At 63.8% G+C, this 24,500-nt stretch carries 29 protein-coding genes; 2 read left to right on the forward strand and 27 right to left on the reverse strand.

What is annotated here, in order from left to right:
* Window positions 1–49: 49 nt before the first annotated feature.
* Window positions 50–937 carry a helix-turn-helix transcriptional regulator gene (locus AB4Z43_RS00930; protein WP_441935370.1) on the reverse strand — a complete coding sequence of 296 codons (888 nt, stop codon included), beginning with the start codon at window positions 935–937 and terminating at the stop codon, window positions 50–52.
* 278 nt (window positions 938–1,215) lie between these two features.
* On the opposite strand from AB4Z43_RS00930, the gene AB4Z43_RS00935 reads away from it, so the two are divergent.
* On the forward strand, window positions 1,216–2,208 hold the full coding sequence (locus tag AB4Z43_RS00935; protein ID WP_441935371.1) for a class I SAM-dependent methyltransferase: 993 nt from the start codon (window positions 1,216–1,218) through the stop codon (window positions 2,206–2,208).
* 11 nt (window positions 2,209–2,219) lie between these two features.
* Window positions 2,220–3,146 (forward strand): LysR substrate-binding domain-containing protein, encoded by a 927-nt coding sequence (locus AB4Z43_RS00940; protein WP_441935372.1) that lies wholly within the window; start codon window positions 2,220–2,222, stop codon window positions 3,144–3,146.
* A gap of 43 nt (window positions 3,147–3,189) precedes the next feature.
* Here the strand turns inward: AB4Z43_RS00940 and AB4Z43_RS00945 are convergent, their stop codons facing one another.
* From AB4Z43_RS00945 to AB4Z43_RS01070, 26 genes are all read right to left on the reverse strand, one after another.
* On the reverse strand, window positions 3,190–3,414 hold the full coding sequence (locus AB4Z43_RS00945) for a DUF2274 domain-containing protein (RefSeq protein ID WP_441935373.1): 225 nt from the start codon (window positions 3,412–3,414) through the stop codon (window positions 3,190–3,192).
* 2 nt (window positions 3,415–3,416) lie between these two features.
* A complete protein-coding gene (locus AB4Z43_RS00950) occupies window positions 3,417–4,661 on the reverse strand; it encodes a TrbI/VirB10 family protein (RefSeq protein WP_441935374.1) in 1,245 nt (414 codons plus the stop codon).
* Window positions 4,658–5,797, reverse strand: coding sequence for a P-type conjugative transfer protein TrbG (gene trbG, locus AB4Z43_RS00955; protein ID WP_441935375.1), 1,140 nt, complete (start codon window positions 5,795–5,797; stop codon window positions 4,658–4,660). Before trbG ends, AB4Z43_RS00950 begins: the two co-directional genes overlap by 4 nt.
* Window positions 5,794–6,477, reverse strand: coding sequence for a conjugal transfer protein TrbF (trbF, locus tag AB4Z43_RS00960; RefSeq protein ID WP_441935376.1), 684 nt, complete (start codon window positions 6,475–6,477; stop codon window positions 5,794–5,796). The genes trbG and trbF overlap by 4 nt, the downstream gene beginning before the upstream one ends.
* Window positions 6,478–6,479: 2 nt before the next feature.
* A complete protein-coding gene (gene trbL / locus AB4Z43_RS00965) occupies window positions 6,480–7,841 on the reverse strand; it encodes a P-type conjugative transfer protein TrbL (protein WP_441935377.1) in 1,362 nt (453 codons plus the stop codon).
* Between the two features lies 1 nt (window position 7,842).
* Entirely contained in the window at window positions 7,843–8,235 is a 393-nt protein-coding gene (gene trbK-alt / locus AB4Z43_RS00970) for a putative entry exclusion protein TrbK-alt (protein WP_441935378.1), read from the reverse strand.
* Window positions 8,236–8,243: 8 nt separating this feature from the next.
* Window positions 8,244–9,002 carry a P-type conjugative transfer protein TrbJ gene (gene trbJ / locus AB4Z43_RS00975; RefSeq protein WP_441935379.1) on the reverse strand — a complete coding sequence of 253 codons (759 nt, stop codon included), beginning with the start codon at window positions 9,000–9,002 and terminating at the stop codon, window positions 8,244–8,246.
* On the reverse strand, window positions 8,999–11,452 hold the full coding sequence (gene trbE / locus AB4Z43_RS00980; protein ID WP_441935380.1) for a conjugal transfer protein TrbE: 2,454 nt from the start codon (window positions 11,450–11,452) through the stop codon (window positions 8,999–9,001). Before trbE ends, trbJ begins: the two co-directional genes overlap by 4 nt.
* Before the next feature lie 13 nt (window positions 11,453–11,465).
* Window positions 11,466–11,762: a VirB3 family type IV secretion system protein gene (locus AB4Z43_RS00985; protein ID WP_057143547.1), complete on the reverse strand. Its 297-nt coding sequence runs from the start codon at window positions 11,760–11,762 to the stop codon at window positions 11,466–11,468.
* Complete coding sequence (locus AB4Z43_RS00990) at window positions 11,762–12,094, reverse strand: TrbC/VirB2 family protein (RefSeq protein ID WP_057143548.1); 333 nt, start codon at window positions 12,092–12,094, stop codon at window positions 11,762–11,764. The genes AB4Z43_RS00985 and AB4Z43_RS00990 overlap by 1 nt, the downstream gene beginning before the upstream one ends.
* Window positions 12,091–13,107: a P-type conjugative transfer ATPase TrbB gene (trbB, locus tag AB4Z43_RS00995; protein WP_441935381.1), complete on the reverse strand. Its 1,017-nt coding sequence runs from the start codon at window positions 13,105–13,107 to the stop codon at window positions 12,091–12,093. The genes AB4Z43_RS00990 and trbB overlap by 4 nt, the downstream gene beginning before the upstream one ends.
* Before the next feature lie 216 nt (window positions 13,108–13,323).
* Window positions 13,324–13,641, reverse strand: coding sequence for a helix-turn-helix domain-containing protein (locus AB4Z43_RS01000; RefSeq protein WP_006338687.1), 318 nt, complete (start codon window positions 13,639–13,641; stop codon window positions 13,324–13,326).
* The gene (locus AB4Z43_RS01005) at window positions 13,638–14,012 is read right to left on the reverse strand and encodes a type II toxin-antitoxin system RelE/ParE family toxin (RefSeq protein ID WP_441935382.1); all 375 of its coding nucleotides are present in this window, start codon (window positions 14,010–14,012) and stop codon (window positions 13,638–13,640) included. The genes AB4Z43_RS01000 and AB4Z43_RS01005 overlap by 4 nt, the downstream gene beginning before the upstream one ends.
* Before the next feature lie 67 nt (window positions 14,013–14,079).
* A complete protein-coding gene (locus AB4Z43_RS01010) occupies window positions 14,080–14,535 on the reverse strand; it encodes a CopG family transcriptional regulator (RefSeq protein WP_441935383.1) in 456 nt (151 codons plus the stop codon).
* 7 nt (window positions 14,536–14,542) lie between these two features.
* Entirely contained in the window at window positions 14,543–16,531 is a 1,989-nt protein-coding gene (locus AB4Z43_RS01015; RefSeq protein ID WP_441935384.1) for a conjugal transfer protein TraG, read from the reverse strand.
* Window positions 16,532–16,558: 27 nt separating this feature from the next.
* Entirely contained in the window at window positions 16,559–18,298 is a 1,740-nt protein-coding gene (locus AB4Z43_RS01020) for a relaxase/mobilization nuclease domain-containing protein (protein ID WP_441935385.1), read from the reverse strand.
* 243 nt (window positions 18,299–18,541) lie between these two features.
* A complete protein-coding gene (locus AB4Z43_RS01025) occupies window positions 18,542–19,315 on the reverse strand; it encodes a lytic transglycosylase domain-containing protein (RefSeq protein ID WP_441935386.1) in 774 nt (257 codons plus the stop codon).
* A gap of 3 nt (window positions 19,316–19,318) precedes the next feature.
* Entirely contained in the window at window positions 19,319–19,654 is a 336-nt protein-coding gene (locus AB4Z43_RS01030) for a DUF736 domain-containing protein (RefSeq protein ID WP_441935387.1), read from the reverse strand.
* A gap of 69 nt (window positions 19,655–19,723) precedes the next feature.
* Window positions 19,724–20,269: a S26 family signal peptidase gene (locus AB4Z43_RS01035; protein WP_441935389.1), complete on the reverse strand. Its 546-nt coding sequence runs from the start codon at window positions 20,267–20,269 to the stop codon at window positions 19,724–19,726.
* Window positions 20,266–20,754, reverse strand: a complete 489-nt coding sequence (locus tag AB4Z43_RS01040; protein WP_441935390.1) for a DUF2840 domain-containing protein — start codon at window positions 20,752–20,754, stop codon at window positions 20,266–20,268. The genes AB4Z43_RS01035 and AB4Z43_RS01040 overlap by 4 nt, the downstream gene beginning before the upstream one ends.
* Window positions 20,751–21,911 carry a replication initiator protein A gene (locus AB4Z43_RS01045; protein ID WP_441935391.1) on the reverse strand — a complete coding sequence of 387 codons (1,161 nt, stop codon included), beginning with the start codon at window positions 21,909–21,911 and terminating at the stop codon, window positions 20,751–20,753. Before AB4Z43_RS01045 ends, AB4Z43_RS01040 begins: the two co-directional genes overlap by 4 nt.
* A 17-nt stretch (window positions 21,912–21,928) precedes the next feature.
* Window positions 21,929–22,210: a helix-turn-helix transcriptional regulator gene (locus tag AB4Z43_RS01050; protein ID WP_441935392.1), complete on the reverse strand. Its 282-nt coding sequence runs from the start codon at window positions 22,208–22,210 to the stop codon at window positions 21,929–21,931.
* 141 nt (window positions 22,211–22,351) lie between these two features.
* Window positions 22,352–22,906: a DUF2285 domain-containing protein gene (locus tag AB4Z43_RS01055; protein ID WP_441935393.1), complete on the reverse strand. Its 555-nt coding sequence runs from the start codon at window positions 22,904–22,906 to the stop codon at window positions 22,352–22,354.
* Window positions 22,869–23,117, reverse strand: coding sequence for a transcriptional regulator domain-containing protein (locus tag AB4Z43_RS01060; RefSeq protein WP_441935394.1), 249 nt, complete (start codon window positions 23,115–23,117; stop codon window positions 22,869–22,871). Before AB4Z43_RS01060 ends, AB4Z43_RS01055 begins: the two co-directional genes overlap by 38 nt.
* A gap of 134 nt (window positions 23,118–23,251) precedes the next feature.
* Complete coding sequence (locus tag AB4Z43_RS01065) at window positions 23,252–23,512, reverse strand: DNA -binding domain-containing protein (RefSeq protein WP_112099290.1); 261 nt, start codon at window positions 23,510–23,512, stop codon at window positions 23,252–23,254.
* Between the two features lie 176 nt (window positions 23,513–23,688).
* Window positions 23,689–24,015: a DUF736 domain-containing protein gene (locus tag AB4Z43_RS01070; protein WP_441935395.1), complete on the reverse strand. Its 327-nt coding sequence runs from the start codon at window positions 24,013–24,015 to the stop codon at window positions 23,689–23,691.
* Window positions 24,016–24,500 lie beyond the last annotated feature (485 nt).

A 24,500-nucleotide genomic window follows, 5' to 3' on the forward strand; every position in this document is an offset into this window, starting at 1 on the left:
TGTGATGTTGGGCTTTTCCGATAGTTGCTGAGAACCGACAAGCGGCGGCCTAGATTCTGGACTTACGACGAAATTCCGTGGGGGCCGCGCCGAAGGCCCGCTTAAAGGCGGTCGTGAAATGGCTCGAACTGCCGAAACCACATTCCATGGCGATCTGCGTCGCCGACAAATTGGTGGATCGCAGCATATCCGCGGAGTGCTCCAATCGGCGCTGCGCAATGAATGCATGCGGTGTCATGCCTGTCGACTGCTTGAAGGCTCTCCAGAAATGGAACCGGCTAACCCCAATTTCTTTTGCCAAATCCGCGAGCGTAGGTCTGCCGCCCGACAAGGCCTCGATCATTCCCACCGCTCGCTTGAGATCGAACGATGACAAACCGCCTTTTGCCGGTTCCTGATGGACGCCGTTCAACCTGAACATTTGCCCGAGCAATTGCGTGGCCTGGCACTCCACCATCGTTGCGCTGATGGGGTCAGGCTGCTTGAGCTCCAAGACAATCCTCTGCAACGCCAACTCTACAGTGGTGTCCCGAAATCCGATCGAAGGCGGCAGCACTGCCGCGCGATTGCGAGCCATTCCCGCAAACACGTCATCGGCGAACCCTTTTTCAATCGAGACCAGTAGGTAGGAAGCGGTCGCGTCCCCCTCGTCCCACCCATTCCAATCACTGTCGGCCGGCATGAAGATTATCGAACCGGCCCGGCGCGGCAAAAAGGCAATCCGGCGCCCGTCCACAATGTCTTCTCCGCGGCACGCCGTGCCCTTCAGGTTCATCAAGAACACATGGTTTGGCTGTAGGATCCTTGTCTCCTGGCGCTCAAGCCCGGTTCTTTTGACGACGTCCGCCCGCACGCTCCCCCAATTTTCATACTTGTGGGCAAGCGATTGGTGGTGTGAACGGCGGTTCTCGGTCGGGTCGAGGGCAAGAGTACTCACGTATCCACAGTCTCCTTACTGGCGAATGGCCAGTCGTTGCGTGATGTGGCGAACCACCGGTTGCTGAACAACACGCAAATAACTCTGGATTGGTAGAAGATGTGACTTTAGCGAAAAAATGACAATCGAGTGAAAGCCGTTTGTATCCGGCAGGCCTACCAGTTGGCTCAGCCAATACTTCAGCCAGGCGAAATATTAGACCCCACTTATCTTAGTGGAATTTCCCCCATCGACGTATCGGCATCTCACCAATGGAACGGTGCTGGAGGCATACTGCGATGCGTGGACTCGACGACTTTCTGGCTGAGTGCGACCATGGTCCACGGATCAACGGGCTCGCCGGCTTTTTCGCGGCGACCGCCGCTGGCAAGAGCGGGATGCCAATCCGCAAGCCCGTCGCCGACGCCCGCCTTCTGCCGAGCGATGAAATCTTACGCGACCTGGTTGCCCTGCATGCGGCACGACAAGGTTTTTTCGACCAGCACTACCACGGCAGCATTCCCTACAGACTGGAGGAAGAGTGCCGGATGGCCTACGCAGTGCTGAAATACGCACGGCACCGTGGCGCTCCGCTTGCGCTATACAGCCTTGGAACAGCGGAAGGCACGATGGCGAGAACGTTGTCGGAACTGTCCGAAGGACAGATACGCACCCTGTCGTGCAGCCCAAACGCTGAGAATTACACGAGCTTCATGGCCTACGGCGAACCGCCGCACGCCGACTTCTTCATTGGACCCTTCCATAAGTTGACCAAGGACGTTCTGGGTTCAGATCCGCGACTGGCAAAATTCGCCCACGGCTTCGATATTATTCTCGAGGACACGACCTTTCAGATGTACTCGCCAAACAGAGCAAGCCAGATCGAGTTCGTGACCCAGCACCTCAAGCAGGACGGAATCTTCGTCTTCGTCGAGAAGTTCCGGGCTACCGAGGAGCCGGACTACAGGCGTCGCGAATACCAGAAGGATTTCGGCTTCAAGGCGCGCTATTTTCCCCCAGACGAAATCGAGAAGAAGCAAACTCTCGTTCTGGATACGATGTTCGGCAATGAGGTCACTTTGGCGCAGATGGCTGACGCGATGCGCGCGCATTTCAGCCATTGCTCCCTGACCTGGAACAGTGGAAATTTCTGTAGCCTCGCTGCGAGCAATAGCGCGGAAAACCTCAACCGGTACCTTTCCCAGATGGCCGCTCCAGCCATTCCGCTCGAGTACGTCTACGAAACCAGCCTGTATCCGACCCTGCCGGTTAGCGCCGCCGCGCAAGAATAGGCTCCTGAGCCTTGAGACAGGTCAACAACACGCTCCGCCGTCTGGACCATGTCTTCGCAGCTGTCGACCATGGTAGCCTCAGGCAGGCCGCAAGAGTTCTCAGAGTGAGGGAATCCTGTGTCAGCCGCAACATCGTTGCTCTCGAACAATTGCTAGACATGCAGTTGTTTGATCGCGACGTCCATGGTGTTCGGCTGACTGAAGCAGGCCGGGCCTGGACTGACCTCGTCCGGGCTCACTATGAAGGCTTGCAAGATGCCTTGGCCGGAGGTGGTCGTGGCGACCAGAATGCCAAAACAGTCAAGATTGGGTTGTGCGGCCAGATAGGCCGGGCGTTCGTGGCGCGCCTTGTCGATCGATTCCGCAGCTTACATCCGGACGTGTGCATCGCCATCGAGGACGTTCCCCATGAACAGTGTCTGGCGGCAATACGTCGCCGGCGCCTTGACATCGTCTTCACGCACGGGCTCGAGAACGGCGCCTTATGTCGCAGCGAGCTATTTGGGCACGAGCGCCTGTTCGTTCTCCTGCCCGGCGGCCATCCGCTCGCTGAAAGGCCGGCAGTCAGATGGAGGGATCTCGCAGATACTTGTCTGCTGGTTTCGGTCGGATCGCCGCAGGATCCGGTTTTGCTGGAAAAGATTGCCGCAGATGGTGGACCCGCCATACAAATATGTCGCGCGAGCGAAGCGACGGTCATCCTCAAGATACAACTCGGCCAAGGCGTAACTCTGGCAGGCGAAGGTTTTGCCAGGACAGTCGCCATCGGCGCTACGGTGTGGAAACCCATCGACGGTCCAAACAGCATCAGTTCGGTCAAGGCAGTGTGGCTGGAATCGAACCCCAAGCGTACGCTTTTGCGGCTGGTTGGGACTGGGAGAAACATGGTGACACGCGACTTGAGCCTACCCCGTCAAGCACTTGAAATTACTCAATGAATTCTGGCGAGATTGACAAGGCTCAACTTCCGTCGTCCGGCCTTCAACCACCCTCCGATCGCTTTGCGCTGGCAAAGCCCCGATCCGTCGCAATGAAGCGTTCCAACATCGCAACGATGAGCCGCGGCGCATCGGCGGGCCGTTGCCCTGCGTCGCGGCCGAGTATCTCGGCATAGGCGGTCAGGTCACGATGCAGTGCCGCGGGGAGTTCCACCATGACCTTGACGGGTTTGTCGTCGGCAATTGGCCCCAGTTTCAGCTTGGCCATTTTCAACCCCCGTAAGGTTCGAGCACGAGATCGCGTGTGACGATGACGCGCACCGGGAATCCCGGCCGGATGGTGAGTGTCGGCGCTATGTTGAGCTGCCGCTGGACGATCTGCTGGCCTGTCTGGCTGATGCTGTCGGAAGCACCCTGGCGGAGGGCGCGCATGATGTCGCTCTCCTGGCCCGATGAGCCTGCCTGCGCCCCGATGCTCAGAACCGTGGAAAGTGCGGCAGCCTTGAACAGCTCGCCCCAGTGATAGTCGACGCCGTCCTCGAGGCCAGCATAGCCCTCGGCGTCCGCGCCGGGCTCACGTTCCAGAACGATGGAGCGGCCGTCTGGAAAAATCAGTCTGGTCCATACCAGCAATACGCGACGCTGGCCAAAGCCGACACCATTGTCATACTGGCCGATTAGGCGCGTCCCCTGAGGAATGAGACGGATGTGTCCGGTGGGGCTGTCATAGACATTCTCCGTCACCTGCGCGGTAATCTGACCCGGCAGGTCGGAACGAATGCCGGTGATGAGGGCGGCTGCGATGACGGCGCCCGCCTGCAGGACGTTCTTCGACGCCGGCGCCGCGACACGATCCGACGAGACGGTGCGTTTGTCCGGTGGCTGATCGAGGAATGCGCGCTGGCGGTCCTGCGCCGAAGACGTCGCTGGCTGCGGCGCGAGGCCTAGGCTGGAAAGGTCGGGCTGTGGCGCGGTGCCTGTTGTAGACTGAGCGGCAGTCGCCTCACCCGCCTCCCGCGTTTGCGTGGACGCGAACAGGCGCGCGGTCCTCGCCGCTTCCATTTCCTGCTCCCGGCGCTGCACCTCCGCGTCCGGTCCAATGGGGCCGGTCGATGGCGCGGGGCCGCCATTCTGTGCGGCGAGGATCGGGCGGCCGAGATCGCCGGGAAGCGGTGGGCCAAGCTTCGGAACGCCCGCATAGTCCTTTGGCAGGCCGGCGAGCCCATCGGGCGTCGATCGATTGTCGGTGGAATAAAGCTCCTGCCCCTGGCCCTGTTGACGGTTCTGCAGCGCGTAAATCAGCGCGCCGCCGACAGTCAGGCTTGCGGCGAGCCCCAATCCGGCCAGCGCCTTGCGGGACAGACGTGTCACGCGCGGCGCCTCGGCGCGCAGCCGCATGGCTGCGGCCGGCTCGCCTGTCAATGGCCGGGCGTCATCCTCGACCGGCGCCTCCGGCCGGGCGTCATTCTCCGGCCCCCGGCCTTCTTCCTTCCCGGGATCCACTCTGTCGCTCATGATGATGACCCTCCCCTGTCTGTTCGGAGGCTCGTCGCTGGCGGGGTCTCACCAGGGCCACGCATCCATGAAAATCGACTGCTCCGCACCCCATCGGTGCGGGAGACGCGGACGCGCTGCTGGTTCTTGCCGGCCCCGAAGCGCAACTCGGCGGCGGCAAACAGCCGGTCGACGATCATGTAGTTGCCGCGCACGCGATAGTTCACCAGCTCGGACGTGTTGCCTTCCGGCCCGACCACGAAGAGTGGCGGCATCTCGCCCTGGCCGATGCCTCGCGGGAACTCGATGAACACCTGCTTGCCATCGTCGAAGGCGCGCAGCGGCCGCCACGGTGCGCGATCGCCCGTCACCTCGTACCGGAAATTGACGCGAGAAAGATCGATGCCGGTCGAGACCGGCTGTGCAGCTTCGGCCTCTTGGTTCTGACGGCGCAAGGCAATGAGTTGGTCCTGCGGATACTGCCATGAAACCGATGCCATATAGGTGGACGGCGTCGAGCGCAGTTCCATGTGATAGGTACGCCGATCGGTATTGATGACGAGATTTGTGAGAAGGTCGGCGCGCGTCGGCTTGACGAGGATGTGGACTTGCTTGGCCCCGCCCGTACCGCTCTCGGTATCGCCGATGATCCAGCGCACGGTGTCGCCGGCGGCGACGGGGCCGGAGCCGACGAGCTGCTCGGCCGGCTGGAGCGCGATGTCGGTGATCTGCCCCGGCGAGGCATAGACCTGATAGAGCGCGCCATCGACGAACGGATAGACCTGCATCGAGTTGATGAAGCCGTTGCGGACAGGCTGGACGCGCGCTGCGGCGTTGGCCAGGTTCACGCGCGCGGTCGGATCGGTCGGTTCCGGCTCGGGCCTTGCATCCTTGCTGATCGGCTTCAACTGGCCTGGAAGCGGCAGCGGCTTTGACAATTCGACCACCTTGATGGGCGAAGGTGGATCGACGGCCTGTACGGCCGGGACCGGATCGTCATAGGAAATCTCCGGCGGCTTCTGCCTGGTGGCACAGCCTGCAAGCGCTGAAGTGCAAAGCAGAAGTGCTGGAAAGGCTATCTTGCGGAAAGCCGGCACGGCGTGGATGAGGAAAGTTGGACACCCCCAGTGGGCGGCCTTGAAGAGTGCGGGCGTCATTGTCCAAGCTCCTTCGACCAGTTGATGGCGTTGATGTAGATGCCGAGCGGGTTCTTCCTCAGCGCGTCGGCCTCGCGCGGGGGCTGCACGACAATTGTAAGGATCGCGGACCAGCGCTCCGTGGAAGCGAGGGAACCGTCCTGATAGCGGCGTTCGACCCAGGCGATGCGGAAGCTCACCGGCGATGCGCGGATGACCGACGACACGTCGACGGCGACCTGTTGTTTGCCGACCTTGGTGAACGGGTCATTGGCGCGCGCATAGTCGTTGAGAGCCAGCGCCCCGCCCTGCGTCGCGAAGTCATAGGCGCGCAGCCAGTTCTGCCGCACGATGACCGGATCGGCGGGGATCGACCTGACCTGTTCGATGAAGTGCGCCAGGTAGAAAGCGATCTGCGGATCGTTCGGCTGATAGTCGCCGACCGCGGGGGCGACAGCCTGCGCCTGGCCGAGACGATCGACCTGCACCACCCAGGGTACGATTGAGCCGTTGGCGGATTGCCAGACGAGCGCGGCGGAAAACCCGGCGGCGAGCGCCAGGGAACCGAAGGCCATGTAACGCCAATTGCGCGCCTGCACGCGAGCCGAACCGATGCGATCGTCCCAGACTTGGGCAGCGCGCTGGTAGGGCGTCTCGGGTTGTGGGGATCTGCCGTAGTGCGTGGACGGTCGTTTGAACATGCTTAGTCTCTTTCAGAAAGGTTGATCGAGGAGCCGCCGCCATGGCTGTCACCACTGCGAACAGCGTGGGCGGAGGCCTGGACGCCGTGGGTCATGCGTTGCGAGCGCTTCATGCGTTTCGCCCAGGCGGGCTGACTTTCGGTGGCGGAGGACGCGGCGGGCGCGGAGCCGGCTTCGGCAGCGTTCGCGCCGATTGTGCCAGAGGTGGATGATCCGCCCGTCGTCTCGAAGGCAGCGCGAGCGCCTGACTGGTAGCTGTGCTTCATGCTGCCTGCCGCATTATTGGCCGCGCGCTTGAGCGGTGAGATGGCGCCCTGGGCGCCAGCGTTCATGACGCCGCCGAGCCCGGATGCGACGCCGGCAAAGCCAGACTCTCCGGCCGCACCGAGATTGTAGGCTGTGGATGCCCTGCCCGCGGTTGCGGCACCGCCACGGGCCGCCGCTGCAGCACCGCCGCTGACAGCCGCGCCGCCGGACACGACAGCGCCGCCGGCTGCGGCGCCCACTGCTGCCATGCCGCCGGCGGCGAGCCCGGTGCCGACCGCCGCGCCCGCGCCGAGCTGCGGGCCGCCGGAGACGAGACCGTTGGCAATGCCCGGTCCAAAGATGCCAAGGCCGAGCAGCGACAGCGCGGCCAGCACGATCGCCATGGCATCGTCGATAGACGGCGTGTTGCCGCCGAAGCCTGCGGTGAACTCGGAAAACAGGGTCGAGCCGATGCCGATGATGACGGCGAGCACCAGCACCTTGATGCCGGACGAGATGACGTTACCAAGCACCCGCTCGGCCATGAAGGCGGATTTGCCGAACAGACCGAAGGGGATCAGCACGAAACCGGCGAGCGTCGTCAGCTTGAACTCGATCAGCGTGACGAAGAGCTGGATCGCGAGGATGAAGAAGGCCAGCAGCACCAGCGCCCAGGCGAAGAACATGCAGGCGATCTGGATGAAGTCCTCGAAGAAGGACCAATAGCCCATGAGGTTCGAGATCGAGTCCAGCAACGGCCGGCCGGCGTCGAGCCCGGTCTGCGCCACCTTGCCCGGGCGCATGAGATCGTTGACGGTAAAACCCGTACCCGAGGCCTTCAAGCCAAGCCCGGCGAAGCTTTCGAAGACGATGCGGGCGAGATTGTTCCAGTTGGAGATGAGATAGGCGAAGACGCCGACGAACAGCGTCTTCTTAACGAGGCGCGCCATGATGTCGTCGTCCGCACCCCAGGACCAGAAGAGCGCAGCCAACGTCACGTCGATTACGATCAGGGTTGTGGCGATGAAGCCGACCTCGCCGCCGAGCAGGCCGAAGCCGCTGTCGATGTAGCGCGTGAAGACTTCGAGGAAGTGGTCGATGACGCCCATGCCACCCATGTCAGCGAGCCTCCGGCCAGGACGGCTCGGCCTGCATCTCAGGAGCGGTCACATCCGGCCGCTCTCCTTCTTTCCGGTCGGCTGACGCCGCTACGTCCGGAAACAGCGTTGTCGGCGCTACCGGAGCAGGCGCGGTTGCCGAGTCACGTTGACCGAGGAACCGGCGCCGGCTGTCTGCCCACGCCTTCAGGCAGCCGGGATCGCGAGGGCCGGCCTCCCCGATTCCGGAACAGCGGCGCAATTCAGCCGCGAGTGGGTCTTGTAACGCGATGGAACGGTCCCGCGTCGCAAGGGCATCAGACTCATCGTCCTTGCTGCTCATCTCGATTGCGGTCACTGTCAAAGCGACCGCGATGACGACTGCACCGATGCGAGCGAGGATCTTGCCGTCCATCGCGGGCCTCAGTTCTTGCTATAGAACATCTGCGCACGGCCGGGCTGGTAGCCCGAGCCCTGCGTCAGGAAGCGCCGGCGCTGCTCGCGGCCCTGGTCAGCGGCGGTGGCCTGTTCTGCCGATTGCAACGCCTGCGCCCGACCGTTCGCGGCGACGACAGCGGTGAGATCGGCGAGTTGCTGCGCCTGAAGCGCGAGGAGTTGGTTGCCGGCCTGTGTTGCCTGAAGCGCTCCGGTCGCACCCTGGCTCTGGCCCACCAGCGCCGACATCTCACTGCGATTGGTGTCGATGTTGCCGACGACGCCCGCCTGCACACGCATGGCATCCTGAAGGCCACCAACGGTGTTTCCCCACCGCGAGCGCGCCTCAGTGACGAGTTGCTGATCCGAAGCCGACAGCGAGACGTTGCCGTATTCCTGCTGGAAGGCCTGATCGATCTGTTGGACGTCATAGGCAATGTTCTGCGCCTGGCCGAGCAACTGCTGCGTGCGCTGCACCGACTGCTGGAGCTGCTGCAGTGAGGAGAATGGCAAGCTTGCGAGATTGCGGGCCTGGTTGATGAGCATCTGCGCCTGGTTCTGAAGCGAGGTGATCTGGTTGGTGATCTGCTCCAGCGAGCGCGCTGCCGTCAGCACGTTTTGCGTATAGTTCGAGGGATCGAACACAATGAAGGCGTGTGCCGGCGTCGCCAGCATTGGCGCCAGGGCGACCGGAGCGACAAGCAGGGCGGCAGCAAGCCGCATGCCAAGGGAACGGCGCTGTTTCATGGGGATTTCTCCTTGTTGGTGAGGGCGGGGCTGGTTAGGACGGGAATGAGTTCAGCGGCCCAGCCGACGCCACGGTGGTTGAGCCAGGCAGCGAGGAAATCATTGCTGCCGTGCTCAGCGACGATGCGGGCGATCGCGGCCTGGTCGGTCTTGGCGGATACAGCGCAAAGCGCGAGCGCCACATCCGACAGACCGAGCTCGAACAGCCGGTTGCCGCGACGGGACTGGCAGTAGTAATCGCGCTTCGGCATCGCCCGGGCGATGATCTCGATCTGCCGGTCGTTGAGGCCGAAGCGGCGATAGATCGCGGTGATCTGCGGCTCGATGGCCCGCTCGTTCGGCAGCAGAAGCCGGGTCTGGCAGCTCTCGATGATCGCCGGCGCGATTGCCGAACCATCGATGTCGCTGAGCGACTGCGTGGCGAAGATGACGCTGGCGTTCTTCTTGCGCAGCGTCTTCAGCCATTCGCGGAGCTGGCCGGCAAAGCCGTCATCGTCCAGCGCAAGCCAGCCTTCGTCGATGATGAGGAGGGTCGGCGAGCCATCGAGCCGGTCTTCGATGCGATGGAAGAGATAGGACAGGACCGCTGGCGCAGCACCCGTTCCAATCAGTCCTTCGGTCTCAAATGCCTGGACCGACGCCGATCCGAGATGTTCGCGCTCGGCATCGAGCAACCGGCCGTAGGGACCCCCGACGCAGTAAGGGCGCAGTGCCTGCTTGAGATCATTTGATTGCAACAGCACGACCAGACCGGTGATGGTGCGCTCCTCGAAAGGCGCGGACGCCAGAGAACTCAACGCCGTCCAGATATGCTCCTTGACCTCTGGGGTGATCGCCACATTCTCGCGCGTCAGGATCGACACGATCCAGTCGGCGGCCCAGGCGCGCTCGGGGACATCAGGAATGCGGGCGAACGGCTGAAGGCTGACGCTGTCGATCGCCCCGTCGCTGAGATCGCCGCCGAGATCGTGCCAGTCGCCGCCCATGGCGAGTGCCGCCGCGCGGATCGAGCCGCCGAAATCGAAGGCGAAAACCTGCGACCCCGCATAACGGCGGAACTGCAGCGCCATTAGGGCCAGCAACACCGACTTGCCGGCGCCGGTCGGGCCGACGATCAGCGTATGGCCGACGTCGCCGACGTGGAGCGAAAGCCGGAACGGGGTCGAGCCTTCGGTCTTGCCGAAGAGCAGAGGGGGCGCTGCAAAATGCTCGTCCCGTTCCGGCCCCGCCCACACCGCGGAAAGCGGAATGATGTGGGCGAGATTAAGGGTGGAGATGGGAGGTTGACGGACGTTGGCGTAAACATGACCCGGCAGGCTGCCGAGCCAGGCGTCGACGGCGTTGATGGTTTCGATCATTGCCGTGAAATCGCGGCCCTGGATCGCCTTTTCGACCCGGCGCAGTTTTTCGTCGGCGATGCTGGGATCATCATCCCAAACAGTCACTGTCGCGGTGACATAGGCCATGCCGGCATAGTCGGCGCCGAGCTCCTGCAGCGCCATGTCGGCGTCGGCGGCCTTGTTTGCGGCATCGGTGTCGACGAGGACGGACGCCTCGTTGGTCATCACCTCCTTGAGGATCGCTGCGACCGATTTGCGCTTGGCGAACCATTGACGCCGGATCTTTGTCAGCAGCCTGGTCGCATCGGTCTTGTCGAGCAGGATCGCGCGTGTCGACCAGCGATACGGAAACGCCAGCCGGTTCAGTTCGTCGAGCAGACCCGGCGTGGTCGCGGTCGGGAAACCCGTGACGGTGAGAATGCGCAGGTGCGACGCGCCAAGCCGCGGCTCGAGCCCGCCGGTCAGCGGCTGGTCGGCCAGCATGGCGTCGAGATACATCGGCGTTTCGGGAACGCGGACACGGTGACGATTGGTCGAGACGCAGCCATGCAGGTAAGTCAGTGTCTCGGCGTCATCGAGCCAGCGGCATTCCGGCATGAAGGCTTCGACAAGGCGCAGGACGCGATCGCTGCGATCGGCGAACCCGGTCAGTACCGCGTTGGGGTCGAGGCCCTTCTTCTCGCGGCCTTCGTAAAGCCAGCTTTCCGCTCGCGCGGTGTCTTCGGCGGGCGCTAGATAGGTGAGTGTCAGGAAGTAGCTGGACTCGAAATGCGCGCCGGCCTCCTCGAAGCCCGCCTTTCGTTCCGCATCGACCAGCGTGGAGGCCGCATCCGGAAAGCTGCTGTCGGGATAACGGGTCGAGGCATGGCGCTGCGCCTCCACGAAGATCGCCCAACCGGAGCCGAGACGGCGGAAGGCATTGTTGAGCCGGCCGGCGACGGCGACTAGTTCGGCCGGAACGGCGCTGTCGAGATCTGGGCCGCGGAAACGCGCGGTGCGCTGGAAGCTGCCGTCCTTGTTTAAGACCACGCCGGCGCCGACCAATGCCACCCAGGGCAGGAAGTCGGCGAGCCGGCTGCTACGATTGCGATATTCGGCAAGATTCATCATCCGATGGCCCCCCTCAGACCGTGAGATGCGCCGGGATGCGCAGATGCCGGCGAACGACGTCGACGAAAAGCGGATCGCGCTTGGCGGCCCAGACGGCGGCAACATGGCCGATCGCCCAGATTGCGAGGCCGACGAGCCAGAGACGCAGCCCCAGCCCCACGGCGCCGGCGAGCGTCCCGTTCATGATCGCAATGGCGCGCGGGGCGCCGCCGAGCAGGATCGGCTCGGTCAGCGCGCGGTGCACGAGGACCGTATAGCCCGGCACTGCATAATCCGGCATTGGGCCGCCCTGTTCGACAGCGCCCGCCATCAAATCAGCGCCCCGCCGCCGAACGAGAAGAACGACAGGAAGAAGCTCGACGCCGCGAAGGCGATGGACAGGCCGAACACGATCTGGATGAGCCGGCGGAAGCCCCCCGACGTGTCGCCGAAGGCGAGCGTCAGGCCGGTGACGATGATGATGATCACCGCCATGATCTTGGCGACTGGGCCCTCGATCGACTGGAGGATCTGTTGCAGCGGCTGTTCCCACGGCATAGACGAGCCGGAGGCATGAGCGGGCGCGGCCATCAAGAGGATGAGCGTGGGAACCGAAACTGTCATGGCAAGGCGATGGCGCGCGAGGCGCAGGCGTTGGATCACGGTTTTCCTCCTTCAGGGCTTTGGATGGGCAAGGTCGGGCTGTCGTCGCCCGCGAGGACGGCTGGCGCGACCCGGTAATCGCCGTCTGGGCGAAGGCCATCGACACGGGCGAGTTCGGACAGCCGGCGCGCGGAGCCGCGACCGGAAAGGACGGCAACCAGATCGATTGTTTCGGCGATCAGCGCGCGTGGAACGGTGACGACGGCTTCCTGGATGAGCTGTTCCATGCGTCGGAGCGCGCCAATGGCGCTACCAGCGTGGATCGTGCCGAGGCCGCCGGGGTGGCCGGTGCCCCAGGCCTTCAGCAGTTCGAGCGCCTCGGCCCCGCGCACCTCACCGACCGGAATGCGGTCGGGGCGCAGGCGCAGCGATGAACGAACGAGATCGGAGAGCGAGGCGACGCCATCTTTCGTGCGCATCGCCACGAGATTGCGCGAGGCGCATTGCAGCTCGCGCGTATCCTCGATGATGACGACGCGATCGGCGGTCTTCGCCACTTCGGCGAGCAGCGCGTTGATCAGCGTGGTCTTGCCCGTGGATGTGCCGCCAGCGACGAGAATGTTCGCGCGGTTGGCAACGCCCTGGCGCAGCGTGTCCGCCTGCTCCGCCGACATGATTCCGGTCGCGACATAATCTTCGAGGGTGAAGATTGCGACGGCGGGCTTGCGGATCGCGAAGGCAGGCGCCGCGACGACGGGAGGAAGAAGCCCCTCGAACCGCTCGCCCGTCTCGGGCAGCTCGGCCGAGACGTGTGGGGCACCGGCATGGACTTCGGCACCGACATGATGAGCGACGAGGCGAACGATGCGCTCGCCGTCCGCCGCCGACAAACGTTCGCCAGTATCGGATAGGCCCTCGGACAGGCGATCGATCCACAAGCGCCCATCGGGGTTAAGCATCACCTCGACGATGCCCGCGTCGTCGAGATAGCGCGCGATCGCGGGTCCGAGCGCAGTGCGCAGCATGCGTGCGCCGCGCGCCAGACCTTCTGAATTGTGATGCGAAGCTGCCATCCAGTCCCCGTTTCGATCCGGGGAACATGGGCAGCCCCTGGACGGGGATGATTAAGAGAGCCGCATCTCGAGTGGTTTCAACACCTATATCGAGGCGTAGTAGCGTAGCGTGCAAATACAGGAGATTGGCGGTGCCGACCTGTAACCAAGGCCGGAGATCTTCAGGCAAGGGCGGCGCTTGCCCTCAATTGTGCCCTCGTCGGCAAAGCCGTCTGATCAAGCGGCTTCAGCACGAGTTGACCGTCGAGGCTTGTGGCGAACCACCACGTCGACCTTGTAGTCGAGCCGGTCCAGACAGCGAACCAGCCTGTCTATTGAAAACTTGCCTGTGCGCCCGGTGGCGATCGCGGAGACGTCGGGCTGTTTCATTCCGAGCAGTTCAGCCGACTTCGCCTGGGTCAGGCGCCGGCGCTTGATAATGGCGCGGATCTCGCGGGCCAGCTTGGCCTTGAGCAATTCCTCTTCGGGATTGTCAAAGCCGAGGTCCGCAAACACGTTGCCGCTGCTCACTTCGGCGGTGATGTCTTCTGTCATGACCTTGTTCCTTTCCCATAGTTTTCGCGGTAGTGCGCCTCGGCCGCCTTCAATCGCACTGTCACGAGATCGATTTCGTGCTTGGGTGTCTCCCTGCCCTTCTTCGACTTCTTCTGGAAGCAGTGAAGCACGTAGATCACCCCGGCAAAGCGCACGGCATAGACGGCCCGGTAGGTATCTCCGTCGAAGTCGTCGACCACCTCGAGGATGCTGCGGCCCCCAAACCCTTTCAGGGCTTTGACAGCCGGGTGCTCCTCACCATTCTGGGCGTCGTTGATTGCGACACCCATCAACCGGCGGACATCGACCGGAAACTCGCGCAGGTCGGCCTTCGACGACCCCATCCATACCGCGGGCTTTTGGTTTTTCATTCTCCCTCGCCTTATAGCATACAGACTATAATTTTCAACGAAAAATCCTGATATCGCTCAGGGCCATTTAGCCCACGGGCCTGCCGGGCTGGTGGGTGTCCAGGCCGCCATCGATGTCCTCGGAGATCTCCTGTCGAAGCTTTGGACCTTTCGCCAGGCGCCGGCCGAGCGCGGTGACAAAGGCATCATAGCGCTCGCCCGCCTTGGCATGGGCAGCCTGCGCCGCGGGCTCGGGCAACGCTGGCGTTGTCGCCAGCCAGAAGCGGACGAAAACGGCGAGCGTCTCCACCGCAATTCCAACATCGCGCTCCTGGCGTGCCATGCGGCGATCGAGCTGGTCGAGCCGCTTGGTGATCGCCGCCTCCTGTCGCTCGGCGGCATCGGGTGAGAGGAACGACTCGATGGCCGCCTCGGCGACGAGCGACCGTGAAAGATCACGGCGCGCCGCATGCTCGGCGAGCCTGCTCATGACCCTCGGATCGAGATAGACGGACAGGCGTTGTTTGCGCGGAACCTTTGCCATCGGAGCCTCACATATCCACACCGTCGCCGGGATCGAGCGATGCCTGCCGCGCAATGCCTTGCATAAGGCGCGTCAGTCGACGGTTGCGGGCAACATTGTCTTCGTCGGCGTCGTCGAGGTGATCGATCTCGAATTCATTCTCGGTCGAAGGCTTCACGACCTGCTCGACGCGACTGAGCTCAGGTTGCCGACGACGCTCGGAAGCAGTTGTGTCGTCATCCGTGGCCGACGGCGCCGACGTGGCTTCAGCAATCTGCGGACGGGAAGGCAGAGGCAGTTTCGTCCAGTCGTCGGGCCTCCCCTCCTCCTCCGTCGCCGTAAGCACCGGCGGCGGCAGGATACGTTCCCGGAAGCGAGCATCCTCGTGATAGCGCGCCTTTTTGGCGCGGATCGGCGGCGCACCCGAGACCATGACAATCTCGTCGGTGGCCGGCAGTTGCATCACTTCCCCCGGCGTGAGCAGTGGGCGAGCTGTCTCGGAGCGGGAGACCATGAGATGACCGAGCCACGGCGACAGCCGGTGGCCGGCATAGTTCCTCATGGCCCTCATCTCGGTCGCTGTTCCCAGCGCGTCGGACACCCGCTTGGCGGTGCGCTCATCATTGGTGGCAAAGCTTACCCGAACATGGCAGTTGTCGAGGATCGAGTTGTTGGCGCCGTACGCCCTCTCGATCTGATTGAGGGATTGAGCGATCAGGAAGCTTTTCAGGCCGTAGCCGGCCATGAAGGCGAGCGCCGACTCGAAGAAGTCGAGGCGGCCAAGCGCCGGGAACTCGTCGAGCATGAGAAGCAGCCGGTGCCCTTTCGCCCTCACCTGGAGATCTTCGGTCAGGCGGCGGCCGATCTGATTAAGGATCAGGCGAATGAGCGGCTTGGTCCGGTTGATGTCGGACGGCGGCACGACGAGGTAGAGCGTCGTCGGATGCTTGTCGTCTACAAGATCGCTGATGCGCCAGTCGCAGCGGCGCGTGACCTCGGCCACGACAGGATCGCGATAGAGGCCAAGGAACGACATGGCGGTGGAGAGGACGCCAGAGCGCTCGTTGTCGGATTTGTTCAAGAGCTCCCGCGCGGCGCTGGCGATGACCGGATGCGGACCGCCGTCACCCAGATGCGCCGTTTTCATCATCGCCGACAGCGTCGATTCGATCGGACGCTTTGGATCGGAGAGGCAACCGGCAACGCCGGCAAGCGTCTTGTCCTTCTCGGCGTAGAGGACATGCAGGATCGCGCCGACCAGAAGGGCATGGCTGGTCTTTTCCCAATGGTTTCGCCGCTCGAGCGAGCCTTCTGGATCGACCAGGATGTCGGCGATGTTTTGAACGTCGCGGACTTCCCATTCGCCGCGGCGCACCTCGAGCAGCGGATTGTAGGAGGAGGATTTCGGATTGGTGGGATCGAACAGCAGGACCCGGCCGTGCCTGGCGCGGAAGCCGGCGGTGAGTTGCCAGTTCTCGCCCTTGATGTCGTGGACGACAGCGGAGCTCGGCCAGGTCAGCAGTGACGGGACTACGAGGCCGACACCCTTGCCCGAACGTGTGGGCGCAAAGCACAGCACGTGCTCCGGTCCGTCATGGCGCAGATAGGCGCCGTCATATCGCCCAAGCACCACGCCATCGGAACCGAGAAGGCCAGTTGCCTCGACCTCCTGCTTGTCGGCCCAGCGGGCGGAGCCGTAGGTCTCGACCTTCTTGGCCTCGCGAGCCCGCCAGACCGACATGCCTATGGCGACGGCGACGCAGGCGAAACCACCGGAAGCCGCGATAAAGGCTCCCTCCACGAAGATCGACGGCGCGTAGGCATCAAAGCCATACCACCACCAGAAGAAGGACGGCGGAAGGTAAAACGGAAAGCCGAGGACATGGAACCATGGCCTGCCGAGCTCGGGCTGGAAAGCCAGGCGCCAGGCCACCCACTCAGTCGCGCCCCAGGTCGTGAACAGTACGATCGCCAACACCGCGAGGATCTGGCCCCAGAGTATCTTGGTGGCGGACATAGAAGCGGTCCTTTCTTCAACATGAGGTTAGAGGCCGAGGCCTCGCTTGCGGCCAAAACTCCAGTCGATGCCGTCGTCATTGCGAGCGACGCCAGAGACGTGGCGGCCAAGATGTTTTTCCAGGGACGGCGTCCAAGGCACCAGTTGGAACCCGAGGCCATCATCGATCATGGCGAAGCGACCCGAGGCGAGCGTGAAGCGCTGCCGGTAAGAGCCGGTGACGTACTCGCCGCCGCGGGCGCGGTTGAAGGGCTGGCCGGTTTCGGCCGAGAGCTTTTGGCCGAGCGCCTCCAACTCGCGGCGACGCAGCGTGTCGATCAGGCTGCGGGTGAAGGTTGTGCGTTGGCCATGCCGCTCGCCGAGGCCCTGTTCGACGAGGTGGTCGGCACGGCGCTGCATCGCCTGCCGCACCTCGGCGCCGAAGCCGCCTTCCGACAACGCAATCGATTCGCGGGCGATGTTCTGGCGGTCGAGCCAGGTGGCGCCAGCGGCGGTAACCTGCTGCTCAATGTTGAGATCGGAACGGACCGCGAGTGCCGCGCGCGGATGTCCCTGCGCGTCATGGAACTTGCGCAGCTCGACGATCGAACCCGGAGCGCTGTCGCCGGCGGCATCGAGGTCGGACAGCTTGATGTGATGTGTGCGGCCGTCGGTGCCATCGACCACGACGTACGCGGCGCCCTTCAGTTCATCGTCGAGACCGCGGTCGATCAGCCGACCCACGATCGGCGTCTCGAGGCGCTCCGCCGCCAGCACATAATTCGACGCGCCGCGCTCGATACCCTGTTCGGTCAGGGCGCGGTGCATCCGCTTGATGATATCGCCGCGTTCGCCAAGCTCGCGCAGCGTCGCCTCGGCCTTGTCGTCGATGATCCACTGGCCCGGCCCGACCTGTTCGGCAAGGCCAAGGGTTTCGAGCTTGCGCACCCGCCCGACCTTCAGCACCTGATACTCGTCGGGCTGGTTGTTCGCGGCGGTGGCAAGGTCGATGACGCCTCGGTCGCGCCCGTCGCGAACAAGCTGCCGGTCAAGCTGGGTCCAGCGCTCGGCTTCGACTTGGCGCTGCAGATTGCGATGGATGTCGAGATCGCTGCGCGGGCCGAGCTCCTGGGTAACAAGATCGGCCGCACGGGCGCGCATCCCCTCCTTGATGTAATCGCGCGAGATCACGAGATCCTGCCCGTCATCAGTTTGGCCGCGCAGGATGATGTGGAGGTGCGGGTTGTCGGTGTTCCAGTGATCGACGCCCGCCCAATCGAGCTTCGTGCCGAGGTCCTTTTCCATCTGGCCCATCAGGTCGCGGGCGAAGGATTTGAGATCCGCCATGTCGACGGCGTCTTCCGGCGAGACGATGAACCGGAAGTGGTGCCGATCATCGCCGGACCGCTCGGCGAAAGCACCGCCATCCACCTCATCCACCTCCGGCCCGAACAGCCTTGCCTTCTCCCCGTCGCGGGTGACGCCCTCGCGGCGCAGATAGGTGAGATGGGCGGCAAGCGGGGCGCCGCGCGCGTGATGGCGCACCAGCCGTGTCTTGATGATCACGGTGCGCGAGCGCCTGGTGAGGAGACGATTGGCGCGCACGCTCGCCGTGCGGCCACGCCCGAAGGTCGAGCGATTGCCCGGACTGATCCGGCCGGTGCGAGAGACACGGGCGCCGGCCTTCTGGGCGGCGGCAAGCGCCTGCGCGATGAAGGGCCTGGCGCGCTGGGCGCCAGACGAGCGGATGCGGCCGGGGCGGATTCGGAAACCATCCTCACCGTTCATGGCGAGTATCCGCACATCGTATCAAGGCATTGAAAATAAAGCTAAACAAGTGTTTAGGCGAGGCGCGCCAAATCTTCGCACCTCGTGGAAATGCGGCATAACCTATTGAAACTACACAACCGATCGACGCCGCACCTCGCGGCCTTTTATCTCGCCATCTTCCGGTTGTTCTGCCCACCTTCCGCCTCCACCCACGCCACGGTGCGCTGGACCTTGCGGTTGCGCGAAAACGGCCATAAACGCTCATGGCTGGATCCCTTCGCCCGCTCGCGCCACGAAGAGGCCCTCGGACAGCGGCACGATGGCGGAGACATCGCGCACGGTGGGTGCAGAGCTCGCGTCATTTGGTGGTCGCTCGGTCGGCACGAGAGCGACAGCTTGGTTGCGATCCGGCTGACCTACGAAAAGCGAGCCGTGCTTCCAGGGAATGGCCTCGACAGACGTAACGGCGAAAGGGCGCATACCCTCGCTTTCACCGATCAGCGGGGCGAGCATCGCGACATAGGCGCGGGTCTCGGCCGGCAACGGACGCCCAGCGAGGGAGGCTTCGTAGCGTGCAGGCCCCGCGTTGTAGGCCGCCAGAAACCCCGGCGAGCCGAAGCGATCGCGCAGTTCGCGCAGATACGCGGTTCCTGCCAGGATGTTGTCCCGGGGATCGAACGGATCGTCGCCGAGCGACCAACGGGCGCGCAGATAATCCCATGTGCCGGGTATGATCTGCATCAAGCCGCGGGCGCCTGCGCTGGACACGGCGCGCACATCGCCCGCACTCTCCTTGCGCATGATGGCGCGTATCAACGCGGTCGGAACGCCGAAGCGGTGCGAGGCTTCACTGATGTGCGCACCGAAGGGATCGCGCTCCGACGATCGCGCGACGGCCAAGTCCTGCGCCAATGTCGCCACCGGCATGATGGTTGCGACGGACAGGCCGCAAAGGAGGAGCAGCGCCATGCGCCGGGCAGCGAGAAGCGGCCCGGGCGCACCGCCATGGCTCGTCGACGGACGGCGAGCGCGCATCGTTCACTCCTTCTCACTGCCCTCGCGCGGCCGCGCCCAGTGCAGCGACCAGGAAGCCTTGTCATCGCCATTGCGAAAGAGGCTCGCGCGTATCGGCCGCGCGAGCGTCGGGTCGTCGAGCTGGATCGAGACATAGTCTCCGGCCTTTTCGCTGGAGCGTTTCCAGCCGGCACCAATCTCGGGGCCTTCCTCGCTTCCGGCGTGAACGCGGTAGTCAGGCGCATTCTCCGTTTCGCTCGCCTCTGCCGCCACGATGGCGATATCGAGGTTGAGGCTGAGCGTGTGGATGCGCCCGCTATAGCCAGTCTTATGGCGCGTGAATTCCCCGATCTGTTGCATGTCAGGCTCCTGTTTTCAGTGGTGCGGTGATGATGGCTGGCGGCACGACGCGCGCCGCCGGTCGCGCGCTCACCGCGTTGGCGCGCGCCATTCGAAGCGGCCGTTTTTCCCCTCGTCGGTCCACAACGGGACCGCGCGACCGATGATCTGGCTGGTGGCGAGGAGGCCGAAGTAACGGCCGTCGAGGCTGTCGCGGACCTGCCGGTTCATCAGGAAGACTTCCCCGGTCGAGATGCGGCGGCAGCCCTGCCAGACCGGCAGGTCACGGCCGGCCCGATCACGCTCGAGCGCCGCGCCCGCCTCGATACCATCGACAGTGATGGTGAGGTTCGAGCGACAGACACGTTGCCCGGATGCCGCGACGATGCGTTTCAAGAGCGGCACGCCCCTCGGCAAATAGCCGCGGTCCGCTAGGAAGGACGCGAGTGGCTCGGACGCCTTGACGGCGACAAGATCGCCGATCTCGAACCGTCCGTCCAAGTCGATCGTGTAGAGGCCGATCGGTGCGCTGGCCGATGCGTTCCAGATCAGCTTGGTCGGCATGGGCGAGAGGGCGGTATAGCCGACGCCCATGGTTGCTAAAACGCTAGCGAGGATGATCCCGGCGCGCGTCACGGCGCGGTCCTCTTGCGCAGCAGGAAGGCGCGATGCTGGTCGAGTGTGTAGCTGCGCGGCTCCTGGCCGGCGGTTATCCGGTTGTGCATGTGCCGCCAATGATCGGGCGACACCAACTCAGGGTCGATGTCGAGGCGCTGGATATCGTCGATCGCCTGAAGCACGCGTTCGACCTTGGGCCAGCTCTCGACCTTCAGAAGGATGTCGCCGCCGGGGCGCACGAAGGGCAGTGTCTGATAGGCATCGCCACGTGCGACCGCACGCACGATATCGATGCGTGAGATGATCGTTCCGAAGTCGTTCGCGGCCCAGCGAACGAACGCGAAGACCGCGCCGGGGCGATAGGACAGGATGCGCCGGCGACGATCAACGATCTGTTCCTGGGCGTGGGTGCCGAAGCGCATCCAGTTCTCAATTTTCTTCTCGACCCAGGTCAGTTCGACATGGACGAGTTCGTCGCGAGCGTGGTGCGTGGCAGCGATCATCGGGTGGCTCCCGAGCGCGGATCAAGAGGCGGATTCGGGGCTTCGGAGACGCTGGTTGCCGTGCTGCTGCCGTCAGAGACCGATGGCGCATTCGAGGCCCTGTCTGTGTCTATGCTGAGTGTGTCGCTGGCTCGCCAGACGAGCCTCTGCACACTTCGCGCGCGCGCTTCAAAGTTAGACTCTGGGTTAGAGTCTAAGTTAAGGGCGCGATTTCGGGTTTGGTTTCCTAGGGTTAGGCCCCGTTTGGGTTCCTGATAGCACGAGCCTGCGGTTCCCGATGGCACGATAGGTCCGGTTCCCGATAGCACGAGGCTGTCCACAGGCCTTCCACCGGAGGCGATCCGCTCGAAGGCGAGCAGCGTCCGGCCGCCCATCTCCACTTCGAGGAAGAGCGTGTAGCCGGGCAGCGGCTGGCGGCGGATGATGTCGCGCAGCTCGAAGGCAAAGCGCTTGTGGGGCGACAGGCTGCCGGATTTCTGGTGAAGGTGACGGAAGTCGAAGCGCCAGCCGTCGCGCTGGCGTCCGCCATGCTTGCGCACCAGCCGATAGAGCCAGCGCTCCAGCCCGCCAGTCAGGTCGAAATAGGCGCGATCGATCGTCAGCACGAGCGCGTCATCGAGGACTGCCTGGTAGAACCAGTCGGGGACGATCAACTCGATCCCCGCGGGTTTACCATGGCGATCGATGCGCTCCTGCCACTCGTTGATCCATGAGAACCGGTGACGCCTGCCCTCGGCAGGCTGACGGATGGTCGTCGAGACGGTAGTCGACTGCAGCCGGTCAAGCGCCGCCTTCAGGCGTTGATAGTCGCGCAGGCTCTTGCCGCGGCCGACGAAGGTGAGGATCTCATAGGGCGTGGCGGCCATCAGGCGCGAGGTACGAAGCCCGGTGTCGCGCGCCTCGACGATCTGGCTCGCGGCCCAGATCAGGATGTCGGCGTCCCAGATGGTCGCCATCCCATGATCGGGTACGGCTTCGACCCGGATCGTGACGTTGCCCGCGGCAAAATCGATCGGGGTGACGCGATGGGTCTTGGAAAGGGAGAAGAACGGATAGGCCATGAGATCCTGCGCGTCTCGTGGAGCGAAGTCGCCAGGCAGCGCCCGGAACAGGTCGAGTTGCCCGCGCTCCGAAAGGGATTGGTTTCGCGAAACCATTTGAAATCCGCGCGCGGTCAGCGTGCGTATCGTCCGCCATGCGTCGGCGGCGTCGATGTGTGACGCTTGGCCGGCAGGACCGATCCACGCGGGTCGGATGTAGAGGTGACAGCGCCGCGTTCGGCCCAAGCCTGAAGGTCGTCGACGGCATAGACGACACGGCCGCCGAGCTTGCGGTAGGAAGGACCAGTGCCATAGGTACGGTGCTTTTCGAGCGTGCGGGCGGACAGGCTGAGGAAATCCGCGGCTTCCTTGGTGCGCAGGAAGCGCGGCGGCAAAACGGCGATATCGGGTCGCATGGGTCGGACCTCCGTGGGGTTTTTGGCAGCCGCTGGCGTTCAGCGGTGGACGGCGACCACGGTGGCGGAGAATGAGCTTCGCAAGGGATGGGGAAGTTGAGGGAGGCTAAAATCCCACCCCCCTGTCCAGGGCCAGACCCGCTATGGTCGACGGCGATGACGCAGGATCTGCAAATAGCCGCCGCCGATCATTGCGGTGGCGCCTTCGACGAGGCCGATCACCGCATCGCGCAACGCCGAGGTCTTCCAAGGATCGGCGGCGATGCGCTTGCGTCCGTAGAACGCAACCGCAATGTCGCGGTAGCTCGCGCCGTTCGCACGGCCGTCAGCGGCCTGCATCATCAGACGAAACCGGCGGCGCTGCTGTGGGGTCATACGCGTGTCCGAACCCGTTGGGCGCCCCTGCAAGGAACGCCAGAAACGGGTGAGTGCTTCGATCCGTCCCAACGTTTCTGCATCCAAGGGGATCAGCGCCGCCAGGTGGCGGTGCGGGTCACTGCCGGGCAGAAGGAGAAGTTGGGTCGTGACACCTGCACTGTGGACAATGTGACGTCCTTCCGGGCTGTCGTGGACCACCCCAAGGCCAGTCAAAGGCGCCGATCGCAAGGACGACAGGAATTCCGGCGCCGGCACGAGAGAAACCACAGCGGGATCGACGTCAGGCGACCAGAAAACGTCTTGCGCCAGGGCGGACAAATCCGGCCTGGCCGGGAAATCGCAACCCCCACAGCCGCTGGGTCTCAGGGTGGAAGGGTGCTTTTTCGGCCCTGGTGGTCAGGAGCGCCTGATAGTGCCGTTGATAGGGTTCGTGACGCCGCAGACACTCCCAGGCGAGCCCTTCGATGGGTAACGTATCGAAATAATCATAGCTGGCATTGTCTCGCCAATGCGACGTATCCGGCCTCATCCAAGAGCTCCTCGCAAGAAACGCGTAGACCCCGCCTCAAAACAATTCCGGGTTGTAGCGATTGGTGGAAGACCCTCGCCGGGCATCGGGTGATGCCGTTTCGGCATCACCGGGGAACGACAGGAGCGGTGGTGCTAGCTGCCGGGTTGACGCAAGAGATGGCGGTAACCAGCACGCGCCATCCAGCGCGCTCGCGCCAGATGGCTGTCATGGATTCGCCGGGCGCGTTGTGGCTCCTTCGTCAAATCAATGCCGAAGAGAATTTCGACCACCTCGCGCCAGTCGGCGCCGTCGTCGGCGGCGTCAAGAAGGCGCACATAGAGCTTGACGTGTTCCCGATCGTATTCGGTGAGTTCGTCACTGGTCGGCGCGGTTTCGTCAAACGGCTCGATCATCGCTTGCCTCGTCTTCACGGAGTGAAAGCCTGCATTTATAGAAACAATAGCGCCGACGGAGGATGGTTGATCGGCATCAGGCGATGCGGTTTCGGCATCGCTCTCGGCTTGAGTGAACCGAACCGGACGTCCGCGCAAGAAGGCCCCGGCCTTCCGGCCGGGGCCTGCGCGGGGCCTTAGTCACCCCGCCGCGCGTTCGGGCGAGACCAGATGAGCGAGAAACCCTCACCTTCCTCCTCGTCGAAGAGGTTGGCGTAGATCGGGGCGTTGAAGCTCGGATCGTCGAGCTTGAGGCCCAGGTAGTCGCGGCCCTCGTTGGAGGTCTTCGACCAGGCGGCGCCGATCTCGGCGCGACCGACCAGCACCCGGTGGCTGGGAGCGTTCTCGCCAGTGGCGCGGGTGTCTGGGACGATGCGCACGTTCTTGGCCTGGACGCTGAGGGTGATGATTTCGCCGGTGAACTCGTTCGAGGCGGACTTCTTGAAAGTGCCGATGGTAGCCATTGTAAGTCTCCGTTTTCTGTTCCGAGCCCGCACCATGCGGCCTCGATGGCGATCACTTGGCCGGAGGCGACCGACGACGCATCGCTTGCGACCGGAGCAACGCGGAGGACGGCGCAGGAACGACTTTCTTGTCTCGCGAGGAATGGCGGCGCTCGGGGTCCCATGCACTTGCGGCATGGGGTGGGCGCCGGCAGGGGAAGAAAGTCGAGACGCGCCGTTGCGGCCTAGGCGGTCGAGGCTTCAGCCATCCTTCGGCCAGATCAGCCCATTGAAGAGGTCGTTTGGAGCGCTCTTGGGACGGATTGGCAACCGTGACGGTGGCGTCCAACGCGCCTCCAGCAGATCGCTACGAGTTCACTGGCTTCGTCCACGCATTCCAGGCGCCGGGAAGCCCACGCACCTCCAACGCCGCAGCCACCGGCCGCGCTGCCCTCCTGCCACCGACTGGTCGGACCTGCCTTGCAGCATCGACCGAACAAAGTCCA

Source organism: Mesorhizobium sp. 2RAF45 (genome assembly GCF_052115225.1).
Lineage (GTDB): Bacteria > Pseudomonadota > Alphaproteobacteria > Rhizobiales > Rhizobiaceae > Mesorhizobium > Mesorhizobium jarvisii.